At 38.7% G+C, this 21,485-nt stretch carries 21 protein-coding genes and 1 other annotated feature; all 21 genes read left to right on the forward strand.

What is annotated here, in order from left to right; all coding sequences use genetic code 11:
- The first annotated feature begins 64 nt into the window (after positions 1 to 64).
- The 21 genes from U9M49_RS02190 to pyrE all read left to right on the forward strand — a co-directional run bounded on the left by U9M49_RS02190 (position 65) and on the right by pyrE (position 21,439).
- Positions 65 to 343 (forward strand): YlmC/YmxH family sporulation protein, encoded by a 279-nt coding sequence (locus U9M49_RS02190; protein ID WP_095369605.1) that lies wholly within the window; start codon positions 65 to 67, stop codon positions 341 to 343.
- A gap of 59 nt (positions 344 to 402) precedes the next feature.
- On the forward strand, positions 403 to 1,221 hold the full coding sequence (gene pgeF, locus U9M49_RS02195) for a peptidoglycan editing factor PgeF (RefSeq protein WP_095369604.1): 819 nt from the start codon (positions 403 to 405) through the stop codon (positions 1,219 to 1,221).
- Between the two features lie 4 nt (positions 1,222 to 1,225).
- A complete protein-coding gene (locus tag U9M49_RS02200) occupies positions 1,226 to 1,903 on the forward strand; it encodes a YggS family pyridoxal phosphate-dependent enzyme (protein ID WP_095369603.1) in 678 nt (225 codons plus the stop codon).
- Positions 1,904 to 1,918: 15 nt separating this feature from the next.
- Entirely contained in the window at positions 1,919 to 2,410 is a 492-nt protein-coding gene (locus U9M49_RS02205) for a cell division protein SepF (RefSeq protein ID WP_095369602.1), read from the forward strand.
- A 7-nt stretch (positions 2,411 to 2,417) separates the two neighbouring features.
- Positions 2,418 to 2,684, forward strand: a complete 267-nt coding sequence (locus U9M49_RS02210; RefSeq protein WP_095369601.1) for a YggT family protein — start codon at positions 2,418 to 2,420, stop codon at positions 2,682 to 2,684.
- A gap of 177 nt (positions 2,685 to 2,861) precedes the next feature.
- Positions 2,862 to 3,638: an RNA-binding protein gene (locus tag U9M49_RS02215; protein WP_095369600.1), complete on the forward strand. Its 777-nt coding sequence runs from the start codon at positions 2,862 to 2,864 to the stop codon at positions 3,636 to 3,638.
- A 144-nt stretch (positions 3,639 to 3,782) separates the two neighbouring features.
- The gene (locus U9M49_RS02220; protein WP_095369599.1) at positions 3,783 to 4,298 is read left to right on the forward strand and encodes a DivIVA domain-containing protein; all 516 of its coding nucleotides are present in this window, start codon (positions 3,783 to 3,785) and stop codon (positions 4,296 to 4,298) included.
- Between the two features lie 74 nt (positions 4,299 to 4,372).
- Positions 4,373 to 4,624, forward strand: a binding site (T-box leader).
- A gap of 97 nt (positions 4,625 to 4,721) precedes the next feature.
- Positions 4,722 to 7,493: an isoleucine--tRNA ligase gene (gene ileS, locus U9M49_RS02225; RefSeq protein WP_095369598.1), complete on the forward strand. Its 2,772-nt coding sequence runs from the start codon at positions 4,722 to 4,724 to the stop codon at positions 7,491 to 7,493.
- Between the two features lie 335 nt (positions 7,494 to 7,828).
- Positions 7,829 to 8,122: a hypothetical protein gene (locus tag U9M49_RS02230; protein ID WP_224938549.1), complete on the forward strand. Its 294-nt coding sequence runs from the start codon at positions 7,829 to 7,831 to the stop codon at positions 8,120 to 8,122.
- 88 nt (positions 8,123 to 8,210) lie between these two features.
- A complete protein-coding gene (lspA, locus tag U9M49_RS02235) occupies positions 8,211 to 8,696 on the forward strand; it encodes a signal peptidase II (RefSeq protein ID WP_095369597.1) in 486 nt (161 codons plus the stop codon).
- The gene (locus tag U9M49_RS02240) at positions 8,677 to 9,582 is read left to right on the forward strand and encodes an RluA family pseudouridine synthase (protein ID WP_095369596.1); all 906 of its coding nucleotides are present in this window, start codon (positions 8,677 to 8,679) and stop codon (positions 9,580 to 9,582) included. The genes lspA and U9M49_RS02240 overlap by 20 nt, the downstream gene beginning before the upstream one ends.
- 186 nt (positions 9,583 to 9,768) lie before the next feature.
- Complete coding sequence (gene pyrR / locus U9M49_RS02245) at positions 9,769 to 10,311, forward strand: bifunctional pyr operon transcriptional regulator/uracil phosphoribosyltransferase PyrR (protein ID WP_095369595.1); 543 nt, start codon at positions 9,769 to 9,771, stop codon at positions 10,309 to 10,311.
- Between the two features lie 131 nt (positions 10,312 to 10,442).
- Positions 10,443 to 11,720: a uracil-xanthine permease family protein gene (locus U9M49_RS02250; protein ID WP_095369594.1), complete on the forward strand. Its 1,278-nt coding sequence runs from the start codon at positions 10,443 to 10,445 to the stop codon at positions 11,718 to 11,720.
- A gap of 203 nt (positions 11,721 to 11,923) precedes the next feature.
- Complete coding sequence (locus tag U9M49_RS02255) at positions 11,924 to 12,859, forward strand: aspartate carbamoyltransferase catalytic subunit (protein WP_095369593.1); 936 nt, start codon at positions 11,924 to 11,926, stop codon at positions 12,857 to 12,859.
- On the forward strand, positions 12,822 to 14,108 hold the full coding sequence (locus U9M49_RS02260) for a dihydroorotase (protein ID WP_095369592.1): 1,287 nt from the start codon (positions 12,822 to 12,824) through the stop codon (positions 14,106 to 14,108). Before U9M49_RS02255 ends, U9M49_RS02260 begins: the two co-directional genes overlap by 38 nt.
- Positions 14,105 to 15,193, forward strand: coding sequence for a carbamoyl phosphate synthase small subunit (locus U9M49_RS02265; RefSeq protein WP_322909211.1), 1,089 nt, complete (start codon positions 14,105 to 14,107; stop codon positions 15,191 to 15,193). The genes U9M49_RS02260 and U9M49_RS02265 overlap by 4 nt, the downstream gene beginning before the upstream one ends.
- Positions 15,190 to 18,408, forward strand: coding sequence for a carbamoyl-phosphate synthase large subunit (carB, locus tag U9M49_RS02270; RefSeq protein ID WP_095369590.1), 3,219 nt, complete (start codon positions 15,190 to 15,192; stop codon positions 18,406 to 18,408). The genes U9M49_RS02265 and carB overlap by 4 nt, the downstream gene beginning before the upstream one ends.
- Complete coding sequence (locus U9M49_RS02275) at positions 18,405 to 19,184, forward strand: dihydroorotate dehydrogenase electron transfer subunit (protein WP_095369589.1); 780 nt, start codon at positions 18,405 to 18,407, stop codon at positions 19,182 to 19,184. The genes carB and U9M49_RS02275 overlap by 4 nt, the downstream gene beginning before the upstream one ends.
- Positions 19,181 to 20,122: a dihydroorotate dehydrogenase gene (locus tag U9M49_RS02280; RefSeq protein ID WP_095369588.1), complete on the forward strand. Its 942-nt coding sequence runs from the start codon at positions 19,181 to 19,183 to the stop codon at positions 20,120 to 20,122. Before U9M49_RS02275 ends, U9M49_RS02280 begins: the two co-directional genes overlap by 4 nt.
- A complete protein-coding gene (pyrF, locus tag U9M49_RS02285) occupies positions 20,094 to 20,810 on the forward strand; it encodes an orotidine-5'-phosphate decarboxylase (protein ID WP_095369587.1) in 717 nt (238 codons plus the stop codon). The genes U9M49_RS02280 and pyrF overlap by 29 nt, the downstream gene beginning before the upstream one ends.
- Positions 20,807 to 21,439: an orotate phosphoribosyltransferase gene (gene pyrE / locus U9M49_RS02290; protein WP_322909212.1), complete on the forward strand. Its 633-nt coding sequence runs from the start codon at positions 20,807 to 20,809 to the stop codon at positions 21,437 to 21,439. The genes pyrF and pyrE overlap by 4 nt, the downstream gene beginning before the upstream one ends.
- Positions 21,440 to 21,485: the final 46 nt, after the last annotated feature.

Genomic DNA, 21,485 nt, shown 5'->3' on the forward strand with positions numbered 1-21,485 from the left:
CAAATATGAACTCGGTATTTTTAATCTTTCTCAACATATATTGTATTAAAAGGAGGCGCTTAAAATGATGAGGATCTCAAGCTTTCAAATGAAAGATGTTATTAATGTTGCAGATGGTAAGAAGTTAGGATTTATTAGTGATATTGATATCGATGTAGCAACTGGGAAAATAGACTGTATTTTCATTAGTCAACAAAACAAAATGCTTCCTTTTTTTAATAAGCTGGAGGATATTGTGATTGAATGGGGCGATATTTTAAAGATTGGGGAGGACGTGATCCTTGTCCGTTTTCCTCATCAATATCAATTAAATGAACCAAAAGAAGAATATAGCAATCGATAGTTATAGCTGTAAACCTTAATCGCAATATGGTAAACTAAAGAAAAAAATGGGGAAAGTGTATGGAGCCATTTCAATTAACGAATGAAAAATATTTGATTATAAAACATTGGTTTGAAAAATATGGACTTACCTGTGGGTTTACAACTAAAAATGATGGGTATAGTGACAAAGCTTACACATCGCAAAACTTTGGCTTTCATGTAGGTGACCAACAAGTGCATGTTATTCAAAATCGAATAGCATTAGCACAAGAATTACAATTTCCGTTAGAGAATTGGGTGGGAGCAGAACAAACTCATGGTGTTCATATTGAATATGTTCAAACTAAAGATAGAGGTAAGGGCGCAAAAGAGTATGATACATCATTTGCTGCTACAGACGCCTTGTTTACAGATGAAAAAGATTTATTATTAACCATGTGTTACGCAGACTGTATTCCCCTATATTTCTTTCATCCAAAGAGTCAGCATATGGCTGTTGCTCATGCAGGATGGAAAGGGACGGTCTTTGAAATCGCTAAAAATGCGATTGATGCCTTCCGTGAAAAAGGAATTCATCCACAAGAGGTCGAAGTTGTTATAGGCCCGGGTATATGTCGTTCTTGTTATATTGTAGATAATTATGTAATTAACAAAGTGAACGATTGCCTAGGAGAAATAGCTCCTAGTGTATATAATGAAATAGCTAAAGGTCAATATCAATTAGATTTAAAACGATGTAATCAGCTCATATTGCAGAAATATGGTGTTTTACGAGATAATATTCATACTACTGAATATTGTACAAGCTGTCATGAATCCTTGTTTTTTTCACACCGAAGAGATGACGGAAAAACGGGTAGATTGATGAGCTTTATTGGTTTGCGTGAGGAGGAATAGCATCTTGAATGTACAAACAAACCTAGAGAATATACAGGAAAATATACAAGCTGTTTGTGAGAAAGTTAATCGTTCTAGTGATGAAGTGAAAATTATCGCTGTGACAAAATATGTATCAACAGAAAGAGCGCAGGAGGCAATTGCAGCGGGGGTTAATAACCTTGGGGAAAATCGCGATGAAGGCCTATTAGAAAAACAAGCTGTCATTAAAAATGGGGCTGTTTGGCATTATATCGGAAGCTTACAATCTAGAAAAGTAAAAAATATCATCAATAAAGTGGATTATATCCATTCATTAGATCGCATATCTCTTGCAAAAGAGATTGAAAAGCGAGCGAATAAACCAATTAAATGCTTTGTACAAGTTAATGTGTCTGGAGAAGATTCGAAGCAAGGGTTATCCAAAGAAGAAATCATTCCTTTTGTTAAATCACTGTCAGATTTTAAACAAATAGAAGTAGTTGGTCTTATGACAATGGCACCATTTACAAGTGATGAGACAGTATTAAGAAATTGTTTTCGAAATTTGAAGTTGATTCAGAAAGAAGTATTATCCCTTCAATTATCTCATGCACCGTGTAAAGAATTATCAATGGGGATGTCCAATGATTATCAAATTGCTATTGAAGAAGGGGCAACAATGGTCCGTATAGGAACGGCTTTAGTTGGAAAAGAAAAGTAAGGAGGCTAGGTGCAGATGAGTATAAAATCAAAGTTTAAATCATATTTCTTTTTAGATGACGAAGAAGACAACTATGAGACAAGAGAAGATGATTACGCTAATAGTAGGGATCGTAAAGAAGAGCAAGAAACAACCTCTGTGCGGACTTCTCAAAGGCAGCACGCTGCAACAAAACAAAATGTCGTAAGTTTACAATCCGTTCAAGGACAAGGCGGTCAGCAAAAATCATCAAAAGTTGTCCTTGTGGAGCCACGGGTCTATGCTGAAGCTCAAGAAATTGCTGATCAATTGAAGAATAGAAAAGCAGTTGTGGTTAATCTCCAAAGAATTGATAAAAGCCAGGCAAAGCGCATTGTTGATTTTTTAAGTGGAACTGTGTATGCCATTGGTGGAGATATACAAAAAATTGGAATGGACATCTTTTTATGTACACCTGAAAACGTTGAAGTATCTGGGAATATTTCACAAATGATTCAGGAACATGAAGAAGAAAACTCGAGGTGGTAAATTAAATATGGCAACTTTATTTTCGATTATTATAACAGCCGTGGAGATTTATTCATGGGCATTGATTATATACATACTCATGTCATGGTTTCCGAATGCAAGAGAATCTAGTATTGGGCAAATGTTAACAAAAATTTGTGAACCATTTCTTGAACCATTTAGACGTGTCATTCCGCCAATTGGTGGGATGTTAGATATTTCGCCGATTGTAGCGATATTAGTATTAAATTTAGCTACATCCGGAATAAGACAAATATTTTTTTGGATGATGTAAAAAATACGAGCTAATGCTTAGCTCGTATTTTGTTTTTATCAATAACAAATCATCGGATTCTAAGACAGTTGTAAAACAAATAAAAAAATAAATGTTATACTATTATACAATTGTAAACATAGGGGTAAGCGAGAAATTAGGCATTTCTTGCCTAACCAGTTTTAAAGGAGTAAGCTAATGTCAAATATATATCAACATTTTCGTATGGAAGAGAGAGAGTTTATTGATCAAGTGTTAAGTTGGCGACAAACGGTTGAACAAACGTATGCGCCTAAGCTTACAGATTTTCTCGATCCAAGGGAACAAGATATTTTACACACCATCATTGGTTCTCAAAGTGATGTGCGCGTCCAATTTGACGGTGGACATAGAAACGCTGAAAGAAAACGCGCGCTTATTTTTCCTGATTATTTTATACCGGAAATGGACGATTTTCGCTTAGAGTTATACCAAGTAAATTATCCGCATAAATTCGTATTAATCGAGCATCCCCAAGTACTTGGAAGCCTGATGTCACTCGGATTGAAAAGAAGTAAATTTGGAGATATTTTGTTTGAAGGTCATACGATACAAGTAATTGTCTCTAAGGAAGTATCCTCTTATATTTCTATGCAATTAGAATCTGTTGGGAAAGCTTCTGTTCAACTTGAAGAAAAGCCATTTTCATCTGTTATCGATGCAAAAGAGCAGTGGCAAGAAAAAGTTTTTACAATGTCATCCTTAAGACTTGATACGCTTATTGCATCGATTTATAATTTTTCTAGACAAAAGGCGCAACAACTCATTTCTGCAAAAAAAGTAAAAGTAAATTGGGCAATGAAAGAAAATGTAGCATTCGATTGCCGTGAGAGTGATACAATTTCAGTAAGAGGCTATGGGCGCTGTAAGGTTATTGCGATAGAGGGAAAAACGAAGAAAGAAAAATGGAAAGTAGTTGTCGGTATACAAAAATAATCTTTTTTAGCTATAATGATTATAGTGTTTTACCGATATAAAATTGAAAGTGTATCGAATTTTATGCAGGAATCTGCAAGAAACTGTCGAATTACATGTTAACAAATGTACATAATTTGACCAACTGATCTAGGAGGTGGCCTTATGCCATTAACACCATTAGATATTCATAACAAAGAGTTCAGCAAAGGTTTTCGTGGATATGATGAAGATGAAGTAAATGAGTTTTTAGATCAAGTGATTAAAGACTATGAAATCATTATTCGTGAGAAGAAGGAATTAGAAGAGCGTTTAAACGACTTAAATGAAAGAGTCGGACATTTTAATACGATTGAAGAGACGTTAAATAAGTCGATTGTTGTTGCGCAAGAAGCTGGCGAAGAAGTGAAGCGAAACGCACAGAAAGAGGCAAAGTTAATTATTCGGGAAGCGGAGAAAAACGCCGATAGGATTGTGAATGAATCATTATCTAAAGCAAGGAAGATTGCGCTAGATATAGAAGATTTGAAAAAGCAATCGAAAGTATTTAGAAATCGTTTTAAAATGTTAATTGAAGCTCAATTAGATATGCTTCAGAATGATGACTGGGACCACTTAATGGAATATGAGCTAGATACAACAGAATTAAAGTCTACAAAAGAAGAAGAGTCTAGAGTATAAGATACTTTTATCTTTTAAGATGAACGACGACTTGACGAAGTTGTATCCTATCGCATATAATCTAGAAAAAACATGATAAAACGATGACAGGGATAGTAGCATTCTATCTTACTTAAAAGAGTGGATTTCCACTTCAGCGATTCAGGGAAGGTGAAAGCCTGATATTAAGGAGAAGAATTTGAACATCACCCTTGAGTTCCTTACTTGAGCTAAAAAGTTAGAGTAAGGCGTAGACGTTCACGTTACGAATTGATTTTTGAGCGGATAGGAAATTTCTCTATCTACAAGGGTGGTACCGCGGGAATATATAACCTCTCGTCCCTTTTTTGGGATGAGGGGTTTTTTGTGTTTTTTCCGAGTACCTTATGTATGAACGCTACTTTGGTCATAATGTTATGTAGTATGTTGAGGAGGAAATGAGCTATGGATTACAAAGATACTTTATTAATGCCTAAAACAGATTTCCCAATGAGAGGAAATCTGCCAAAAAGAGAACCTGAAATGCAAACAGAATGGAATGAACAAGATATTTATGCAAAAGTGCTTGAGCGCACGAAAAATCAACCGTTGTTTGTCCTGCATGACGGTCCTCCTTATGCGAATGGCGATCTTCATATCGGACATGCGTTAAATAAAATTTTAAAAGACTTCATTAACCGCTATAAGTCAATGAGTGGTTACCATGCACCATATGTACCTGGTTGGGATACGCATGGATTACCCATTGAACAAGCGTTAACGAATAAAGGTGTAAAACGTAAAGAAATGACGGTAGCAGAATTCCGTAAGCTTTGTGAAGAATATGCGTACGGTCAAATCGAAAATCAACGTGAACAATTCATGCGATTAGGTGTTCGTGGAGATTGGGAAAATCCCTATATTACATTAAAACCTGCCTATGAGGCCCAACAAATCAAAGTTTTTGGTGAGATGGCGAAGAAAGGTTATATCTATAAAGGGAAGAAACCTGTATACTGGTCACCATCATCTGAGTCTGCATTAGCTGAAGCTGAGATTGAATATAAAGATAAGCAATCCGCTTCCATTTATGTAGGATTTAAAGTGAAAGATGGCAAAGATGTTTTAACTGATGACGTACGTATTGTTATTTGGACAACTACTCCTTGGACAATGCCAGCTAACTTAGGTATTTCTGTCCACCCGAAACTAAAATATGTTGTCGTTGAAGTGGATAACGAAAAATATTTAGTAGCTGAAGACCTGCTAGCGGCTGTATCAGAAGAGATTGGCTGGGAAAATCCTAAGGTCGTTCAAACCATTCAAGGTAGTGACTTAGAATATGTGACTGCTGAACATCCATTATATGGCCGTGATTCACTTGTTATGCTAGGTGACCATGTAACTACAGACGCTGGTACTGGTTGTGTTCATACGGCTCCAGGACATGGTGAAGACGACTTTTACATCGGCTCTAAATATGGTTTAGATGTATTATGTCCAGTAGATGATAAAGGGGTAATGACAGAAGAAGCGCCTGGCTTTGAAGGTCTTTTCTATGATAAGGCGAATAAACCAATCACTGAAAAATTAGAAGAAGTTGGCGCGTTATTGAAGCTTTCTTTTATCAAGCATTCTTATCCACATGATTGGCGCACAAAAAAACCAGTTATTTTCCGTGCAACGGCTCAATGGTTTGCGTCAATTAAAGATTTTAGACAGGAATTATTGCAAGCAATTAATGATACAACATTTACACCAGCATGGGGCGAAACAAGGCTTTATAATATGGTTCGTGATCGTGGCGATTGGTGTATTTCTAGACAGCGCGCATGGGGTGTGCCAATTCCTGTCTTCTATGCAGAAAATGGAGAAGAGATTATTACAGACGAAACCATTAATCATGTATCCAACCTATTTAGAGAGCACGGTTCTAATGTGTGGTTTGAAAAAGAGGCAAAGGAATTATTGCCTGAAGGATTTACTCATCCAGGTAGCCCAAATGGAGTATTTACAAAAGAAACTGATATTATGGATGTGTGGTTTGATTCCGGTTCTTCGCATCAAGCTGTATTGCTAGAACGTGAAGATTTACAAAGACCAGCAGACCTTTATCTAGAAGGATCTGATCAATATAGAGGTTGGTTTAACTCATCATTATCAACAGGTGTCGCTGTAACTGGTAAAGCACCATATAAAGGCATCTTAAGTCACGGCTTTGTTTTAGATGGTGAAGGTAGAAAAATGAGTAAATCAATTGGTAATGTCATTGTACCTTCAAAAGTGATGAACCAATTAGGTGCAGATATTTTAAGACTTTGGGTTGCATCAGTTGATTACCAAGCAGATGTAAGAGTATCTGATCCAATCTTAAAACAAGTAGCAGAAGTTTACCGTAAAATTAGAAACACTTTCCGCTTCTTATTAGGAAACTTAGCTGATTTTGATCCAGCAGTACATCGAGTTTCTTATGATGATTTACGTGAAGTCGATCAGTTTATGTTAGTGAAGTTAAATAAACTAATCGAAACATCGCTTCAATCATATGAGAACTATGAATTTGCAGGTATTTACCATGCTGTGAATAATTTCTGCACATTAGACTTAAGTTCGTTCTATTTAGACTTTGCGAAAGATGTATTGTACATTGAAGCGCAAGATCAACATGATCGTCGTGCGATTCAAACAGTGCTTTATGATAGCTTAGTTGCCCTTACTAAGCTTGTATCACCGATTCTTTCTCATACAGCTGATGAAGTTTGGCGTCACATTCCAAATGTGGAGGAGATGAGTGTTCAATTGACTGATATGCCGTCAGTAGAAACTTTTGCCAATGCGGAAGAATTAACGGCAAAATGGACAGCATTCATGAAATTAAGAAATCATGTCCTAAAAGCTCTAGAAGAAGCACGAAATGAAAAAGTAATCGGTAAATCATTGACAGCAAAAGTAACGTTGTATGTCGATAACGAAACCAATTCATTACTTGATTCTATTTCAGAAAGCCTACCACAACTCTTTATCGTTTCTGCATTTGAAGTGGCAGGCAGCTTAGAACAAGCACCAAATGAAGCACATAAATTTGACAATGTAGCAATCCTAGTTTCCAAAGCTGAAGGCGAAACATGTGAACGTTGTTGGACTGTCACACCAGAAGTAGGGGAAGTAGATGAATTTTCAACACTTTGCCCACGTTGTGCTACTGTCGTAAAAGAAAACTATAGCCATTTGAGCTAAGTGGCAGTAGGTTAAAAAGTACTACCATATTTTTGGCCCGGACTAACCGTTCGGGTCTTTTTCTAATTATATAAAAAGGATTAATGAAGATAGAAAATGAAGTAAAGCTAAAAATGATTTTTACCATAAAGCAAGTACGTTAGTGCATGGTTTTTATAATGTCTCGGCTTTTCACACTTTCCATTTTAATCCTTCATGATAATGAGTAAAAACTAATAAAATTTTCCTCAACCTGCAAAACTTGTTCAGCTTGTAAAATCTTTAGAGGCGTTCAAAATTAGCCAGTTGCTCATAATAACTTTATGAACAATCTTGTAGGATGAAGGGGGATTTTTTTGAACAATCAACCACATGTTATTCCACTAATTGAAGAGCTTCGTAATACGAGACAAGAGTTACTTGAGAGGTTAATGCAAAGTAATCTTCACCCCTTTATAAATGAAATGATATTAGATGAACTATATGATGTTGAAAAGGCAATTGAGAAGTATGAAAATGGCCAATTCGGCACATGTGAAATTTCTGGTGAGTTTTTGCCAGAGGATTTATTAACATTAATCCCTACGCTGAAAACAATGGACGATTGTCAGTCTCTTAAAAGGTTCTATCGTAAAGCCCTATATGATTAAAACGATCGCTTAAAGAGCAAAGCTACCGTTTTTTATGGGTTTATGCTAAAATGCAAAGGTATACAAATGAATATTGGAGGTTGCCTTTGTGTTTTTCTACATAATCGCTTTATTGATTATTGCTTTTGATCAATGGACTAAATGGTTAATTGTCAAGAATTTTACGCTTGGTGAAAGTATTACTGTCATTGAAGATTTTCTGTATATTACTTCCCATCGGAACACAGGTGCAGCCTGGGGAATATTAGAAGGTCAAATGTGGTTCTTTTATTTGATTACTGTTATTGTCATCATCGGAATCATTTATTATATGCAAACACATGCGAAGGGAAAATGGCTTCTTCAGCTCTCATTAGCACTTATATTAGGTGGTGCAATTGGAAACTTTATTGATCGTCTTTGGCGAAAAGAAGTGGTTGATTTTATTCATACTTTCCCGTTCGGATATAACTTCCCGATATTTAATGTTGCGGACTCCTCTCTATGTGTAGGTGTCGTGTTGTTATTAATACAGATGATACGAGAGGAAAGAGAAGTGAAAAAGGAGAAAGCAAATGAGCAAAGTGGAACATAATGTCACCGATAATCAAGCGGGTGATCGAATTGATAAGGTGCTGGCTAATCTGAATGCAGAATGGTCAAGAACACAAGTGCAAGAATGGATAAAAGCAGGACATGTGCTTGTCAATGGTAATAAAGTGAAAACAAATTATAAAGTAGTAAATGAAGACCATCTTGATATTATTATTCCTGATCCAGAGCCATTAGATGTAGTTGCTGAGGATATGGATTTGGATATTTACTATGAAGATAGTGATGTTTTAGTTGTCAATAAACCGAGGGGAATGGTTGTACACCCTGCGGTTGGACATGGAACAGGTACATTGGTAAACGGATTATTGGCACATTGTAAAGACTTATCAGGTATAAATGGGGTTATGAGACCAGGTATTGTCCATCGCATTGATAAGGACACTTCCGGCCTTCTGATGGTTGCTAAAAATGATCTTGCCCATGAGAAGTTAGTAGAGCAACTAGTTAATAAGACGGTGACGAGAAAATACAAAGCGATTGTTCACGGCGTTGTCAATCATGATCATGGCACAATTGATGCGCCAATTGGCAGAGATACGAAAGATCGTCAAAGTATGACGGTTGTGGATGGTGGCAAACATGCTGTAACGCATTTTAATGTTATCGATCGTTTTAAAGATTTTACTTTGATAGAATGTCAGCTCGAAACGGGAAGAACGCATCAAATCCGTGTTCACATGAAATATATTGGCTTTCCATTAGCTGGCGATCCGAAATATGGACCGCGAAAAACGCTTGAATTCGGAGGACAAGTGCTTCATGCAGGTGTGTTAGGATTTAATCATCCAAGAACAGATGAGTACCTTGAATTTACGGCACCATTGCCAGCTGATTTTAAACAGCTAATTGCTATGTTGAAAAAATAATTGTTGACACATAAGTTGAAGTGTTATAAGATGAATTCAGTTAAATAAGTCCTTTAAGAACAGTCCCGTGAGGCTGGGAAGGAAACGGTATGAACATACGGTTGTTGTATGTTCAAATAAAGTACAATCGTTTACCCTCTCATCCTTAGGTGAGAGGGTTTTTTAGTATAAAATGAGGTGAAAAAGATGTCACAAAAAGCCATTGTACTGGACGAACAAGCGATAAGAAGAGCACTGACAAGAATAGCTCATGAAATGATTGAAAAGAATAAGGGCATAGAGGATTGTGTGCTTATTGGAATTAAGACAAGAGGAATTTATATTGCTAATCGCTTAGCAAAACGAATAGAAGAAATTGAAGGTGCCAAGGTTTCGGTTGGTGAAATTGACATTACGCTATATAGAGATGACTTATCAAAGAAGACAGCTAATCAAGAACCACTTGTTAAGGGTTCAAATATCCCGATTGATATTAACGATAAGAAAGTGATTGTCATTGATGACGTCCTTTATACTGGAAGAACGGTAAGAGCAGCATTAGATGCTTTAATTGATATAGGTAGACCTTCAGCTATTCAATTGGGTGTGCTTGTCGATCGTGGTCATAGAGAATTACCGATTAGAGCCGATTATGTGGGGAAAAATATTCCAACTTCAAGTTCAGAAAAAATAGTTGTCGAACTAAATGAAATTGATCAAACAGATCAAGTTAGTATTTTTGAAAAATAAATGAGCCCTTTTTAAATGCAGTCCAGAGAGGCTGACAAAGGGGGAAGTAATAGACTGCTCCTGTCTATGCTTACCAACCCTCTTTGTCCGCAGGCAAAGAGGGTTTTATATTAAAGGGGAGAAATACCACCATGAATAAACCAGTATTAGACATACATGATAAACCAACGCCAGTACATTGGCTCACTCTCAGTTTACAGCATTTATTCGCCATGTTTGGTGCAACCATCTTAGTACCATACTTAGTAGGATTAAGTCCGGCCATTGCACTAATCTCAAGTGGTATCGGCACACTTGCTTTCCTAATGATTACAAAATGGAAAGTACCTGCTTATCTAGGTTCGTCGTTCGCATTTATTATCCCTATACAGACGGCACAGCTCGAAGGTGGACCTGGTGCTGCTATGATAGGGAGCTTTATGGCAGGTCTCGTTTATGGGATTGTCGCTCTTATTATTAAGCAAGCAGGTTATCGTTGGATTTTAAAATTATTACCACCAATTGTTACAGGACCTGTTATTATCGTTATTGGACTTGCGTTATCAGGAACAGCGATAGACATGGCCATGAACAACCCCGTAACAGGAGAATATAGCATGCTTCACTTCTCGGCAGCTTTAATTACACTTGCTGCTACAGTAGTTATCTCAGTATATGGAAAAGGTATGTTTGGAATGATTCCGATTCTTGCTGGTATAATTATCGGTTATGTATATTCACTCATGATTGGTATTGTTGACTTCTCGGTTGTTGCAAAAGCTGCATGGTTTGAAATGCCTGAATTTATCTTTCCTGTAATGGATTATGATGTCAGAATTACTCTTGATCTTGCTCTATTGATGATTCCAGTAGCTGTTGTCACTCTTTCTGAACATATCGGTCATCAACTTGTACTCGGAAAAGTCGTTGGCAAAGACTATATTAAAGACCCAGGCTTACATCGCTCAATCTTAGGTGATGGGATGGGAACCATGTTATCAGCTCTCATTGGTGGGCCACCGAAAACAACGTATGGAGAAAATATCGGTGTACTTGCGATCACCAAAATTTACAGTGTTTATGTAATTGCAGGCGCAGCAGTGATTGCCATCGTCTTCGGTTTTGTCGGAAAAGTAACAGCTTTAATAAGTTCAATACCGACACCTGTTATGGGCGGTGTTTCAATCCTTCTATTCGGTATCATAGCTTCTTCAGGGTTAAGGATGCTTGTAGATAATAAAGTGGACTTTGGTAATAACCGTAACTTAGCTATCGCCTCTGTTATCCTAGTATTAGGAATTGGCGGCGCGCATTTACAACTTTGGGTATTCAACTTAGAGGGAATGGCGATTGCTGCAATTGCTGGGGTTATACTCAACTTAGTCTTACCGGGTAAACCGGATGTAGATGAAAATATGTTTGAAAACTAATTACGCCTTTTAAAAGGAATCCAGAGAGGTTCATAAGGGTGTTGAAGAGCTCAGTTCAAAGTGGGAAGAAAAATCCCACCTTTGTACACTCATGTTTATTCGACACCTTGACTTGTTTTTGTCAAGGTGTTTTTTAATAGCAAAGCAAAGAAGTCAAGGTTGATCAAGCTTTACGTTTCAATAAAAAAAGGAGGCTGTCTTTTATGGAACATTGTCTCACTACAACTGATCTAACAATAGACGAAATTCAAGGGATTTTAGCCGATGCAGAGCATTTTATTAACGGTAAAATGTGGAAACCTAAAAACAAAGTTTTTATCGCTAATCTCTTTTTTGAAAATAGTACAAGAACAAAGTGTAGCTTTGAAGTAGCTGAAAGAAGATTGGGCTTAGATATTATTCCATTTGAAGTGAGTACTTCTAGTGTGTCAAAGGGTGAAACGCTCTATGACACAGTAAAGACGCTTGAAGCAATTGGTGTTCAACTAGCTGTCATCAGGCATAATGAGAATTGTTATTTTGATCAACTGATTGGGAAAACCAATAGTGCGATTATTAATGCAGGCGATGGATGTGGCCATCATCCAACACAGTCTTTGCTTGACTTACTAACGATCAAACAAGAATTCGGTAGCTTTAAAGGGTTAAAGGTAGCCATCGTTGGTGACTTACGTCATAGCCGTGTTGCCAGGTCAAATGCAGAGAGCTTAAATCGGTTAGGTGCGAACGTAATTTTCTCAGGACCAGAAATATGGTTCGATCAAGACATGGCACAACATGGACAATATGTGTCTATCCATAAAGCGGTCAAAGAAGCTGATGTTATCATGCTGCTTAGGGTACAGCATGAACGTCATGAAGGTGGTAGATGGGACGCTGAAAAATACCATAAAGCATTTGGGTTAACACTTGAACGGGAGAAAATGATGAAAAAGGGCAGCATTATTATGCACCCTGCACCAGTTAACCGCGGCGTAGAGATTGCAGACAGTCTAGTTGAGTGTGGACGATCAAGAATTTTCAAACAAATGCAAAATGGTGTATTTATTAGAATGGCGGTATTAAAAAGAATAATTGAACAATTTGAAAGGGGAGAGCGTAATGGGAATCATCATCAAAAATGGTCAATTGCTTACTAATGAAGGGGAGTTACTTCAACAGGATGTGTTAATTAATGATGGGAAGATTGAAGAAATCGGTGAATCCATCGTAGTAAATGATCATGAGGTCATTGATGCAACAGGTCAACTTGTAACAGCAGGATTTGTCGACCTTCATGTCCATTTGCGCGAACCGGGTGGTGAACATAAAGAAACAATTGCAACTGGTACACAGGCAGCGGCACGAGGCGGATTCACTACAATTGCTGCAATGCCTAATACAAGACCTGTACCAGATAGTAAGGAACAAATGGAGACACTACATAAAAGAATCACTGAAACAGGCGTAGTAGAAGTATTACCATATGCATCTATCACTATAAGAGAAGCTGGAGTCGAACTAACAGATTTTGCAGCACTTAAAGAAGCAGGGGCATTCGCTTTTACTGATGACGGGGTTGGCGTACAGTCAGCTGATATGATGTATTCAGCCATGAAGAAAGCAGCTGAAGTAGATATGGCAATTGTCGCTCATTGCGAGGAAAATACACTAATTCATAAAGGAGCTGTTCATGAAGGGAAGTTTTCAAAAGCACAAGGTATAAATGGTATCCCTTCAGTATGTGAATCTGTGCATATTGCAAGAGACGTGCTATTAGCAGAGGCAGCAAATTGCCATTATCATGTTTGTCATATTAGCACAAAAGAATCGGTTCGGGTGGTAAGAGATGCCAAAAGGGCAGGTATTAAAGTAACGGCAGAAGTGACACCACACCACTTATTATTATCAGAAGAAGATATCCCTGGTCTTGATACAAACTATAAGATGAATCCTCCACTTAGAGGCAAAGACGATCAAGAAGCGCTGTTAGAGGGTCTACTAGATGGGACAATCGATTTTATCGCAACTGACCATGCCCCGCATGCAGCAGAAGAGAAGGCTGAAGGGATGACATTATCACCATTCGGTATTGTAGGATTGGAGACAGCTTTTCCACTTCTTTATACGAACTTTGTTAAGAAAGGTATTTTCACACTAAAGCAACTCATCGATTTCTTAACAAGAAAACCAGCTGAATCTTTCTCTTTAAATAGAGGACTATTACAAAAAGGAAGCAGGGCGGATATTGTATTGCTTGATTTAGAAAAGGAAGAAGCAATTGATCCTGATACCTTCTTATCAAAAGGTAAAAATACACCGTTTGCTGGTTGGAAGTGTAAAGGTTGGCCAACTACGACAATTGTTGCTGGAAAGGTAGTCTTTAAAAAGGGGAGTGTAACAGCGTGAAAAGACAATTAATTTTAGAAGATGGCACAGTATTTATTGGTGAAGGCTTTGGTAGTGGTAAACAAACGATGGGTGAAGTCGTATTTAATACAGGCATGACAGGATACCAAGAAGTGTTATCTGACCCTTCATATTGTGGCCAAATCGTTACTTTAACTTACCCGTTAATAGGTAATTATGGTATTAACCGTGATGACTTTGAATCCATTCATCCAGCTATCAGTGGCTTCATTGTGAAAGAAGCAGCGGAATATCCTTCAAATTTTCGTCATCAACAATCGCTTGCTGAGTACTTTTCTATGAAAGACATTCCAGGCATCGCTGGGATTGATACGAGAAAATTAACAAGAATCATCCGTAAAGCAGGAACTTTAAAAGGGACGATTTGTAGCATGGAAGAAAATGTTGCCGAGATATTAGAAAAAATGAAAGCAACCAAACTGCGAGTCGATCAAGTAAAACAAGTATCAACAAAAACGCCTTACCCATCACCAGGGCGTGGCAGAAGAGTAGTATTAGTTGATTTTGGTATGAAACACGGGATTTTAAGAGAATTGAATAAAAGAGATTGTGACGTCATTGTTGTTCCATACAACACGACTGCACAAGAAATCTTAAATTTAAGTCCTGATGGCATCATGTTATCAAATGGCCCTGGGGATCCAAAAGATGTGCCACAAGCAATTGAGATGGTTAGAGAGATTCTTGGGAAAGTTCCACTGTTCGGCATTTGTCTTGGACATCAAATCTTTGCGCTCGCTTGCGGGGCCAATACGGAAAAGATGAAATTTGGTCATCGTGGATCGAACCATCCTGTAAAGGAATTGGCTACAGGTAAGATTGCGATCACTTCACAAAACCACGGCTACTCTGTAGATGAAGCATCGATTACACAGACAGAACTTGAAATAACACATATTGCTTTAAATGATGGCACGGTTGAAGGGTTAAAGCATAAAGTGCACCCTGCTTTCACTGTACAGTATCATCCAGAAGCTTCACCCGGACCTGAAGATGCCAACGGACTTTTTGAACAGTTTTTAACACTAATTGAAATGAACAGACAGGAAGGTGTTTATCAATGACAAAGCGTACAGACATAAAAAGCATACTTGTAATTGGATCAGGACCGATTGTCATTGGGCAAGCAGCAGAATTTGACTACGCGGGTACACAAGCTTGTATCGCTCTAAAAGAAGAAGGATATCGAGTCATTCTCGTTAATTCGAATCCAGCAACGATCATGACAGATACAGAGATTGCTGATGCAGTCTATATCGAACCTTTAACACTTGAGTTTGTGAGTAAAATTATTAGGAAAGAACGTCCAGATGCGCTCGTGCCAACATTAGGTGGTCAGACTGGTTTAAACTTGGCGGTTGAATTGGCCAAATCAGGCGTATTAGAAGAATGTAATGTCGAGATATTAGGTACGAAACTTTCGGCTATTGAACAAGCAGAAGATCGCGACTTATTCCGTACATTAATGAATGAGCTCGGTGAACCAGTACCAGATAGTGAAATTATTCACACGCTAGAAGAGGCCAAACAATTTGTTGAAATTGTTGGTTACCCAGTCATCGTCAGACCTGCTTTCACACTAGGTGGAACAGGTGGAGGTATTTGCCACGACGAAGAAGAACTAAATGAAATTGTTATAAGCGGTTTGAAAAACAGCCCGGTGACGCAATGTTTGTTAGAGAAAAGTATTGCTGGTTTTAAAGAAATAGAATACGAGGTTATGAGAGATTCAAATGATAATGCCATCGTTGTTTGTAACATGGAGAACATTGATCCTGTAGGCGTCCATACTGGTGACAGCATTGTCGTCGCGCCGAGCCAAACGTTAAGTGATCGTGAATATCAAATGTTAAGAAACGCTTCGCTCAAAATTATTAGAGCACTCGGCATTGAAGGGGGCTGTAACGTACAATTAGCCCTTGACCCTTACAGTTTCCATTACTACATTATTGAAGTAAACCCGAGGGTTAGCCGTTCTTCTGCCTTAGCCTCTAAAGCAACTGGCTACCCGATCGCGAAGTTGGCAGCGAAAATCGCTGTCGGATTAACTTTGGATGAAATGATGAACCCGGTAACAGGGAAAACTTATGCCAGCTTTGAACCAGCATTGGACTATGTCGTTACCAAAATTCCTCGCTGGCCCTTTGATAAATTTGAATCGGCTAACCGTTCATTAGGGACACAAATGAAAGCAACTGGGGAAGTCATGGCGATTGGTCGAAACTTTGAAGAATCGATTTTAAAAGCTGTCCGATCACTAGAAGCAAATGTTCATCATCTCGCATTACAAAATGGAGACGAAATAGATGATGCCCTTTTACAAAAGCGGATTCGTAAAGCAGGCGACGAACGATTATTCTATATCGGAGAAGCATTAAGGCGCGGTGTCACCATTGAAACCATTCATGAATGGAGCCAAATTGATTTGTTTTTCTTATACAAATTCAATAAAATTGTTAAGCTGGAAGATCAATTAGCGGCGAATATTGGTGATCTAGAAATCTTGCAGGCAGCAAAAAAACTAGGGTTTGCTGATACAACAATTGCACAAATATGGTCAATGGAAGAAAGAGAAGTCTATGAAAAGAGAAAAAATGCGGGCATTACACCAGTTTATAAAATGGTCGATACTTGTGCAGCTGAATTTGAGTCGGAAACACCTTATTATTACGGAGCATATGAAGATGAGAACGAATCTGTTGTAACAGATAGAAAAAGCGTGCTCGTATTAGGGTCTGGTCCGATTAGAATTGGTCAAGGGGTAGAATTCGATTATTCCACTGTCCACGCCGTTTGGGCAATTAAAGAGGCAGGATATGAAGCGATCATCATTAACAACAATCCAGAAACCGTGTCAACTGACTTCAGTATTTCGGATAAGCTCTACTTCGAACCTTTAACAATAGAAGACGTCATGCATATCATCGACCTTGAACGTCCTGAAGGGGTTGTCGTTCAGTTCGGTGGCCAAACGGCGATCAATTTAGCGGCAGGACTTGTTGAACGAGGAGTGAAAATCTTAGGAACCTCACTTGAAAATCTTGATCGTGCAGAAGACCGCGACAAGTTTGAACATGCATTGCACAAATTAGACATTCCGATGCCAGAAGGAAAAACAGCATTATCGGTTGAAGAAGCAGTGGAGATCGCGACTGATATCGGCTATCCAGTTCTAGTCAGACCATCTTATGTACTAGGTGGTCGCGCGATGGAAATCGTCTACAAAGAAGAAGAACTCCTGCTGTACATGAAGAATGCTGTAAAAGTAAATCCTGAACATCCGGTATTAATCGATCGTTACTTAACTGGTAAAGAAATCGAAGTGGATGCGATTAGTGATGGAGAAACGGTAGTGATTCCTGGGATTATGGAACATATCGAACGAGCTGGCGTACACTCAGGTGATTCAATTGCTGTCTATCCTCCGCAAAATATTAGCCAAAGCATTCAGGCGAAGCTGGTTGATTATACCGAGAGATTGGCAAAAGGGCTTGGCATTATCGGATTGTTAAATATCCAATATGTCATCTCAAAAGGTGAAGTCTATGTGCTAGAAGTGAACCCTCGCTCAAGTAGAACGGTACCTTTCTTAAGTAAAATTACAAATGTACCAATGGCAAAAATTGCAACAAAGGTTATTTTAGGAGAAACATTACAAAGTCAAGGGTATGAAAATGGTTTAGTGCCGGAGAAAGCCGGCGTATACGTTAAAGTACCGGTATTTTCTTTCGCGAAACTGAGGAGAGTTGACATTACGCTTGGACCAGAAATGAAATCAACTGGTGAAGTGATGGGCAAAGATCAAACGCTTGAGAAAGCATTATATAAAGGATTAGTTGCTTCAGGTATGAAAATTTATCCATATGGCACGGTTTTAATGACTGTAGCAGATAAAGATAAGGAAGAAGCTTTGAGTCTAGCAAAACGCTTTGCCTCTATCGGTTATAGATTGATGGCAACCAGTGGAACGGCAGAATATCTTCAAAGTGCGGGTATACCGGTTGATATTACGAATAAAATTGGCACAGATGAACCAAATTTACTTGATGTCATCCGAAACGGTCAAGCGCAAATTGTTATAAACACCTTAACAAAAGGGAAGCAGCCAGCAAGAGATGGTTTTAGAATTCGTAGAGAATCGGTTGAAAATGGGGTCCCATGTTTAACATCCTTAGATACAGCAGATGCCATTCTCCAAGTAATTGAATCGATGACTTTCTCTGCTGATGCAATGAATAATTTAGAAGAAAAAGCAGTACAGGAGGCGGTTTTCTTATGATCAAACAAGAATTATGTCAAGTGATTGATCAAACAGAAATCGCAACAAATATTTATGAGCTCACCGTAAAAGGTGAGCTTGTTCATGAAATGAAAGAGCCAGGACAATTTGTTCATTTGAAAGTGAATAGTGGTCTTTCACCGCTTCTAAGAAGGCCCATCTCGATTGCAAATATCAATCAAGACGAACAGACTTTCACGATGATCTATCGTGCAGAAGGAAAAGGTACACGCTTGTTAGCAACGTTACAACAAGGCGACCTTCTTGATGTATTAGGTCCGCTTGGTCACGGATTTCCTGTAGAGGAGACGGACGCTTCTGATACGGCATTGCTTGTCGGTGGCGGTATTGGAGTCCCCCCGCTATATGAACTTTCGCAAAGACTAACTGCCAATGGTGTAAAAGTTATTCATGTCCTCGGGCATCAAACAAAGAATGCTGTTTTTTATGAAGAAGAGTTTAAACAATTAGGTCCTACTTTTATCGCGACTGCTGATGGTAGTTACGCTTATTCAGGATTTGTCACAGATATTATTAAGAATGAAAATATAACGTTCGATGTTTTGTATACTTGTGGGCCAACGCCCATGCTCCGAGCACTTGAACAAGAATATAGACATAAAAAAGTATTTTTATCATTAGAAGAGAGAATGGGTTGTGGAATCGGTGCTTGCTTTGCCTGTGTATGCCATACAGCAGAAGATCCCACAGGCGTGTCTTATAAAAAGGTTTGTAGCGATGGGCCAGTCTTTAAGGCAGGGGAGGTTGTCATATGAGCGCTTTGAATATTAGTTTACCAGGGCTTGAGTTGAAAAACCCAATAATGCCGGCATCTGGTTGCTTCGGTTTCGGTAGAGAATATAGTGACTTGTTTGATTTAAGTCAGCTCGGTGCGATTATGATTAAGGCAACAACGAAAGATGCAAGATTCGGTAATCCCACACCAAGGGTAGCGGAAACATCTGCCGGAATGCTGAATGCGATCGGCCTGCAAAACCCAGGATTGACGAAAGTCGTAGAGGAAGAATTACCGTGGCTTTCGCAGTTTGATGTACCAATCATAGCTAATGTCGCCGGTTCAATGGAAGAAGATTATATCGAGGTGGCAAAAGAAATTTCGCAAGCGCCGAATGTCCATGCACTTGAATTAAATATTTCATGTCCCAATGTGAAAACAGGTGGTATTGCTTTTGGAACCGTGCCAGAAATTGCGCAATCATTAACGAAGAAGGTAAAGGAAGTATCAGCTGTTCCTGTATACGTGAAACTCTCGCCGAATGTCACAAATATCGTTGAAATGGCAAAGGCTGTTGAACAAGGTGGTGCTGACGGATTAACGATGATCAATACTCTTGTTGGTATGAGAATTGATATAAGGACCGGTAAACCAGTAATCGCCAATAAAACGGGTGGTCTTTCTGGGCCGGCCATTAAACCAGTTGCTATTCGCATGATTCATGAGGTAAGCCAACAAGTAGCGATTCCAATCATCGGCATGGGGGGCGTGGAATCAGCTGAAGATGTGATTGAATATTTTTATGCCGGGGCGAGCGCCGTCGCAGTGGGAACGATGAACTTTGTTGATCCATTTATCTGCCCAAAAATCATAGCAGAGTTGCCAGAACTTATTCATTCTTTAGGATTTGATCATATTTCTGAATGTACCGGAAGGAGCTGGAAAACAGTTGAAAAACTCACTCATCATCGCGCTTGATTTTGCTAACCGTCAACAAGTGGAAGATTTTCTCAAACCTTTCACAAATGAGCAATTATTCTTAAAGGTTGGAATGGAGTTATATTATCAAGAAGGTCCACAAATTGTGGAACGATTAAAAGCTGAAGGCCACCAAGTTTTCCTTGATTTGAAACTGCATGATATTCCGAATACAGTCAAAAGTGCCATGAAAGGACTTGCTCGTCTCGGTTGTGATCTCGTGAATGTCCATGCAGCTGGTGGTATAGAGATGATGCGGGCAGCTGTTGAAGGACTTGAGGAAGGGAAAGTGCAAGGAAAGGAACGGGCAAAGCTTATTGCTGTTACGCAATTAACGAGCACATCTAGGCAGCAAATGAATAGTGAACAGTTAATCCCTGTTTCTTTAAATGAATCTGTGTTGCATTATAGCCAAATAACAAAGCAAGCAGGCTTAGATGGTGTGGTTTGTTCGCCTTTTGAAGCCAAACAAATTGCCAAGAAGGTGGGCGCTGATTTTTTGACCGTGACACCAGGAATAAGAATGGAGACTGACGACAAGCAAGATCAAAAAAGAGTGGCAACACCTGATTTTGCCAGAGCTGAAGGTGTTTCAGCAATCGTCGTAGGGCGATCCATTACTAGAGCATCTAATTCCCTTGCTGCCTATTATCAAATCAAGAATCTTTGGGAGGGTATTTCCGTATGAAAAAACAAATAGCAGAAAGTTTATTAACTATTAAAGCAGTCGCACTAAATCCTAAAGATCCTTTTACGTGGTCATCTGGTCTTAAATCACCAATCTACTGTGATAATCGTTTAACATTAGCTTATCCTAAAGTAAGAAATGAAATTGCGCAAGGGCTCCAAGCACTTATTGAGGAACATTATGCAGACGTTGAGGTGATTGCTGGGACAGCGACTGCAGGCATTCCACATGCTGCATGGGTAAGTGATCGGATGAATTTACCGATGTGCTATGTTCGGTCAAAGGCGAAAGCTCACGGTAAAGGCAAACAAATTGAAGGGAAAGCGGAGAAAGGGCAAAAAGTTGTCGTCGTCGAAGATTTAATTTCGACAGGTGGCAGTGTGATCAACGCTGTCGAAGCACTAAGAGAGGCAGGGTGTGAAGTTCTAGGGGTTGTCGCTATTTTTACTTATCAATTAGCAAAAGGCGAAGAGTTACTTCAGGCAGCAAATGTTTCCGTTCACACACTTTCCGATTTTGAATCATTAAAAGAAGTTGCAAAGAATCAAGGGACAATCGAGGCATCCGATTTTGCAGTATTAACTGAATGGAGAAAAGACCCGCAAGCATGGGGGAAAGCATTTGCATAAATAAGTGGCGGCGAAAAGTTAGCAATAGCAAACTTTTCGCTTAGCC

The organism is Cytobacillus sp. OWB-43 (genome assembly GCF_034651445.1).
Taxonomy (GTDB): Bacteria; Bacillota; Bacilli; order Bacillales; family Cytobacillaceae; genus Cytobacillus; species Cytobacillus kochii.

What these genes read in the sequence shown, in the direction of transcription:
- U9M49_RS02190 (WP_095369605.1), top strand. Translation starts at nt 65, where the DNA reads ATGATGAGGATCTCAAGCTTTCAAATGAAAGATGTTATTAATGTTGCA.
- pgeF (WP_095369604.1), top strand. Translation starts at nt 403, where the DNA reads ATGGAGCCATTTCAATTAACGAATGAAAAATATTTGATTATAAAACAT.
- U9M49_RS02205 (WP_095369602.1), top strand. Translation starts at nt 1,919, where the DNA reads ATGAGTATAAAATCAAAGTTTAAATCATATTTCTTTTTAGATGACGAA.
- U9M49_RS02210 (WP_095369601.1), top strand. Translation starts at nt 2,418, where the DNA reads ATGGCAACTTTATTTTCGATTATTATAACAGCCGTGGAGATTTATTCA.
- U9M49_RS02215 (WP_095369600.1), top strand. Translation starts at nt 2,862, where the DNA reads ATGTCAAATATATATCAACATTTTCGTATGGAAGAGAGAGAGTTTATT.
- U9M49_RS02220 (WP_095369599.1), top strand. Translation starts at nt 3,783, where the DNA reads ATGCCATTAACACCATTAGATATTCATAACAAAGAGTTCAGCAAAGGT.
- ileS (WP_095369598.1), top strand. Translation starts at nt 4,722, where the DNA reads ATGGATTACAAAGATACTTTATTAATGCCTAAAACAGATTTCCCAATG.
- U9M49_RS02240 (WP_095369596.1), top strand. Translation starts at nt 8,677, where the DNA reads ATGAGCAAAGTGGAACATAATGTCACCGATAATCAAGCGGGTGATCGA.
- pyrR (WP_095369595.1), top strand. Translation starts at nt 9,769, where the DNA reads ATGTCACAAAAAGCCATTGTACTGGACGAACAAGCGATAAGAAGAGCA.
- U9M49_RS02250 (WP_095369594.1), top strand. Translation starts at nt 10,443, where the DNA reads ATGAATAAACCAGTATTAGACATACATGATAAACCAACGCCAGTACAT.
- U9M49_RS02255 (WP_095369593.1), top strand. Translation starts at nt 11,924, where the DNA reads ATGGAACATTGTCTCACTACAACTGATCTAACAATAGACGAAATTCAA.
- U9M49_RS02260 (WP_095369592.1), top strand. Translation starts at nt 12,822, where the DNA reads ATGGGAATCATCATCAAAAATGGTCAATTGCTTACTAATGAAGGGGAG.
- carB (WP_095369590.1), top strand. Translation starts at nt 15,190, where the DNA reads ATGACAAAGCGTACAGACATAAAAAGCATACTTGTAATTGGATCAGGA.
- U9M49_RS02275 (WP_095369589.1), top strand. Translation starts at nt 18,405, where the DNA reads ATGATCAAACAAGAATTATGTCAAGTGATTGATCAAACAGAAATCGCA.
- U9M49_RS02280 (WP_095369588.1), top strand. Translation starts at nt 19,181, where the DNA reads ATGAGCGCTTTGAATATTAGTTTACCAGGGCTTGAGTTGAAAAACCCA.
- pyrE (WP_322909212.1), top strand. Translation starts at nt 20,807, where the DNA reads ATGAAAAAACAAATAGCAGAAAGTTTATTAACTATTAAAGCAGTCGCA.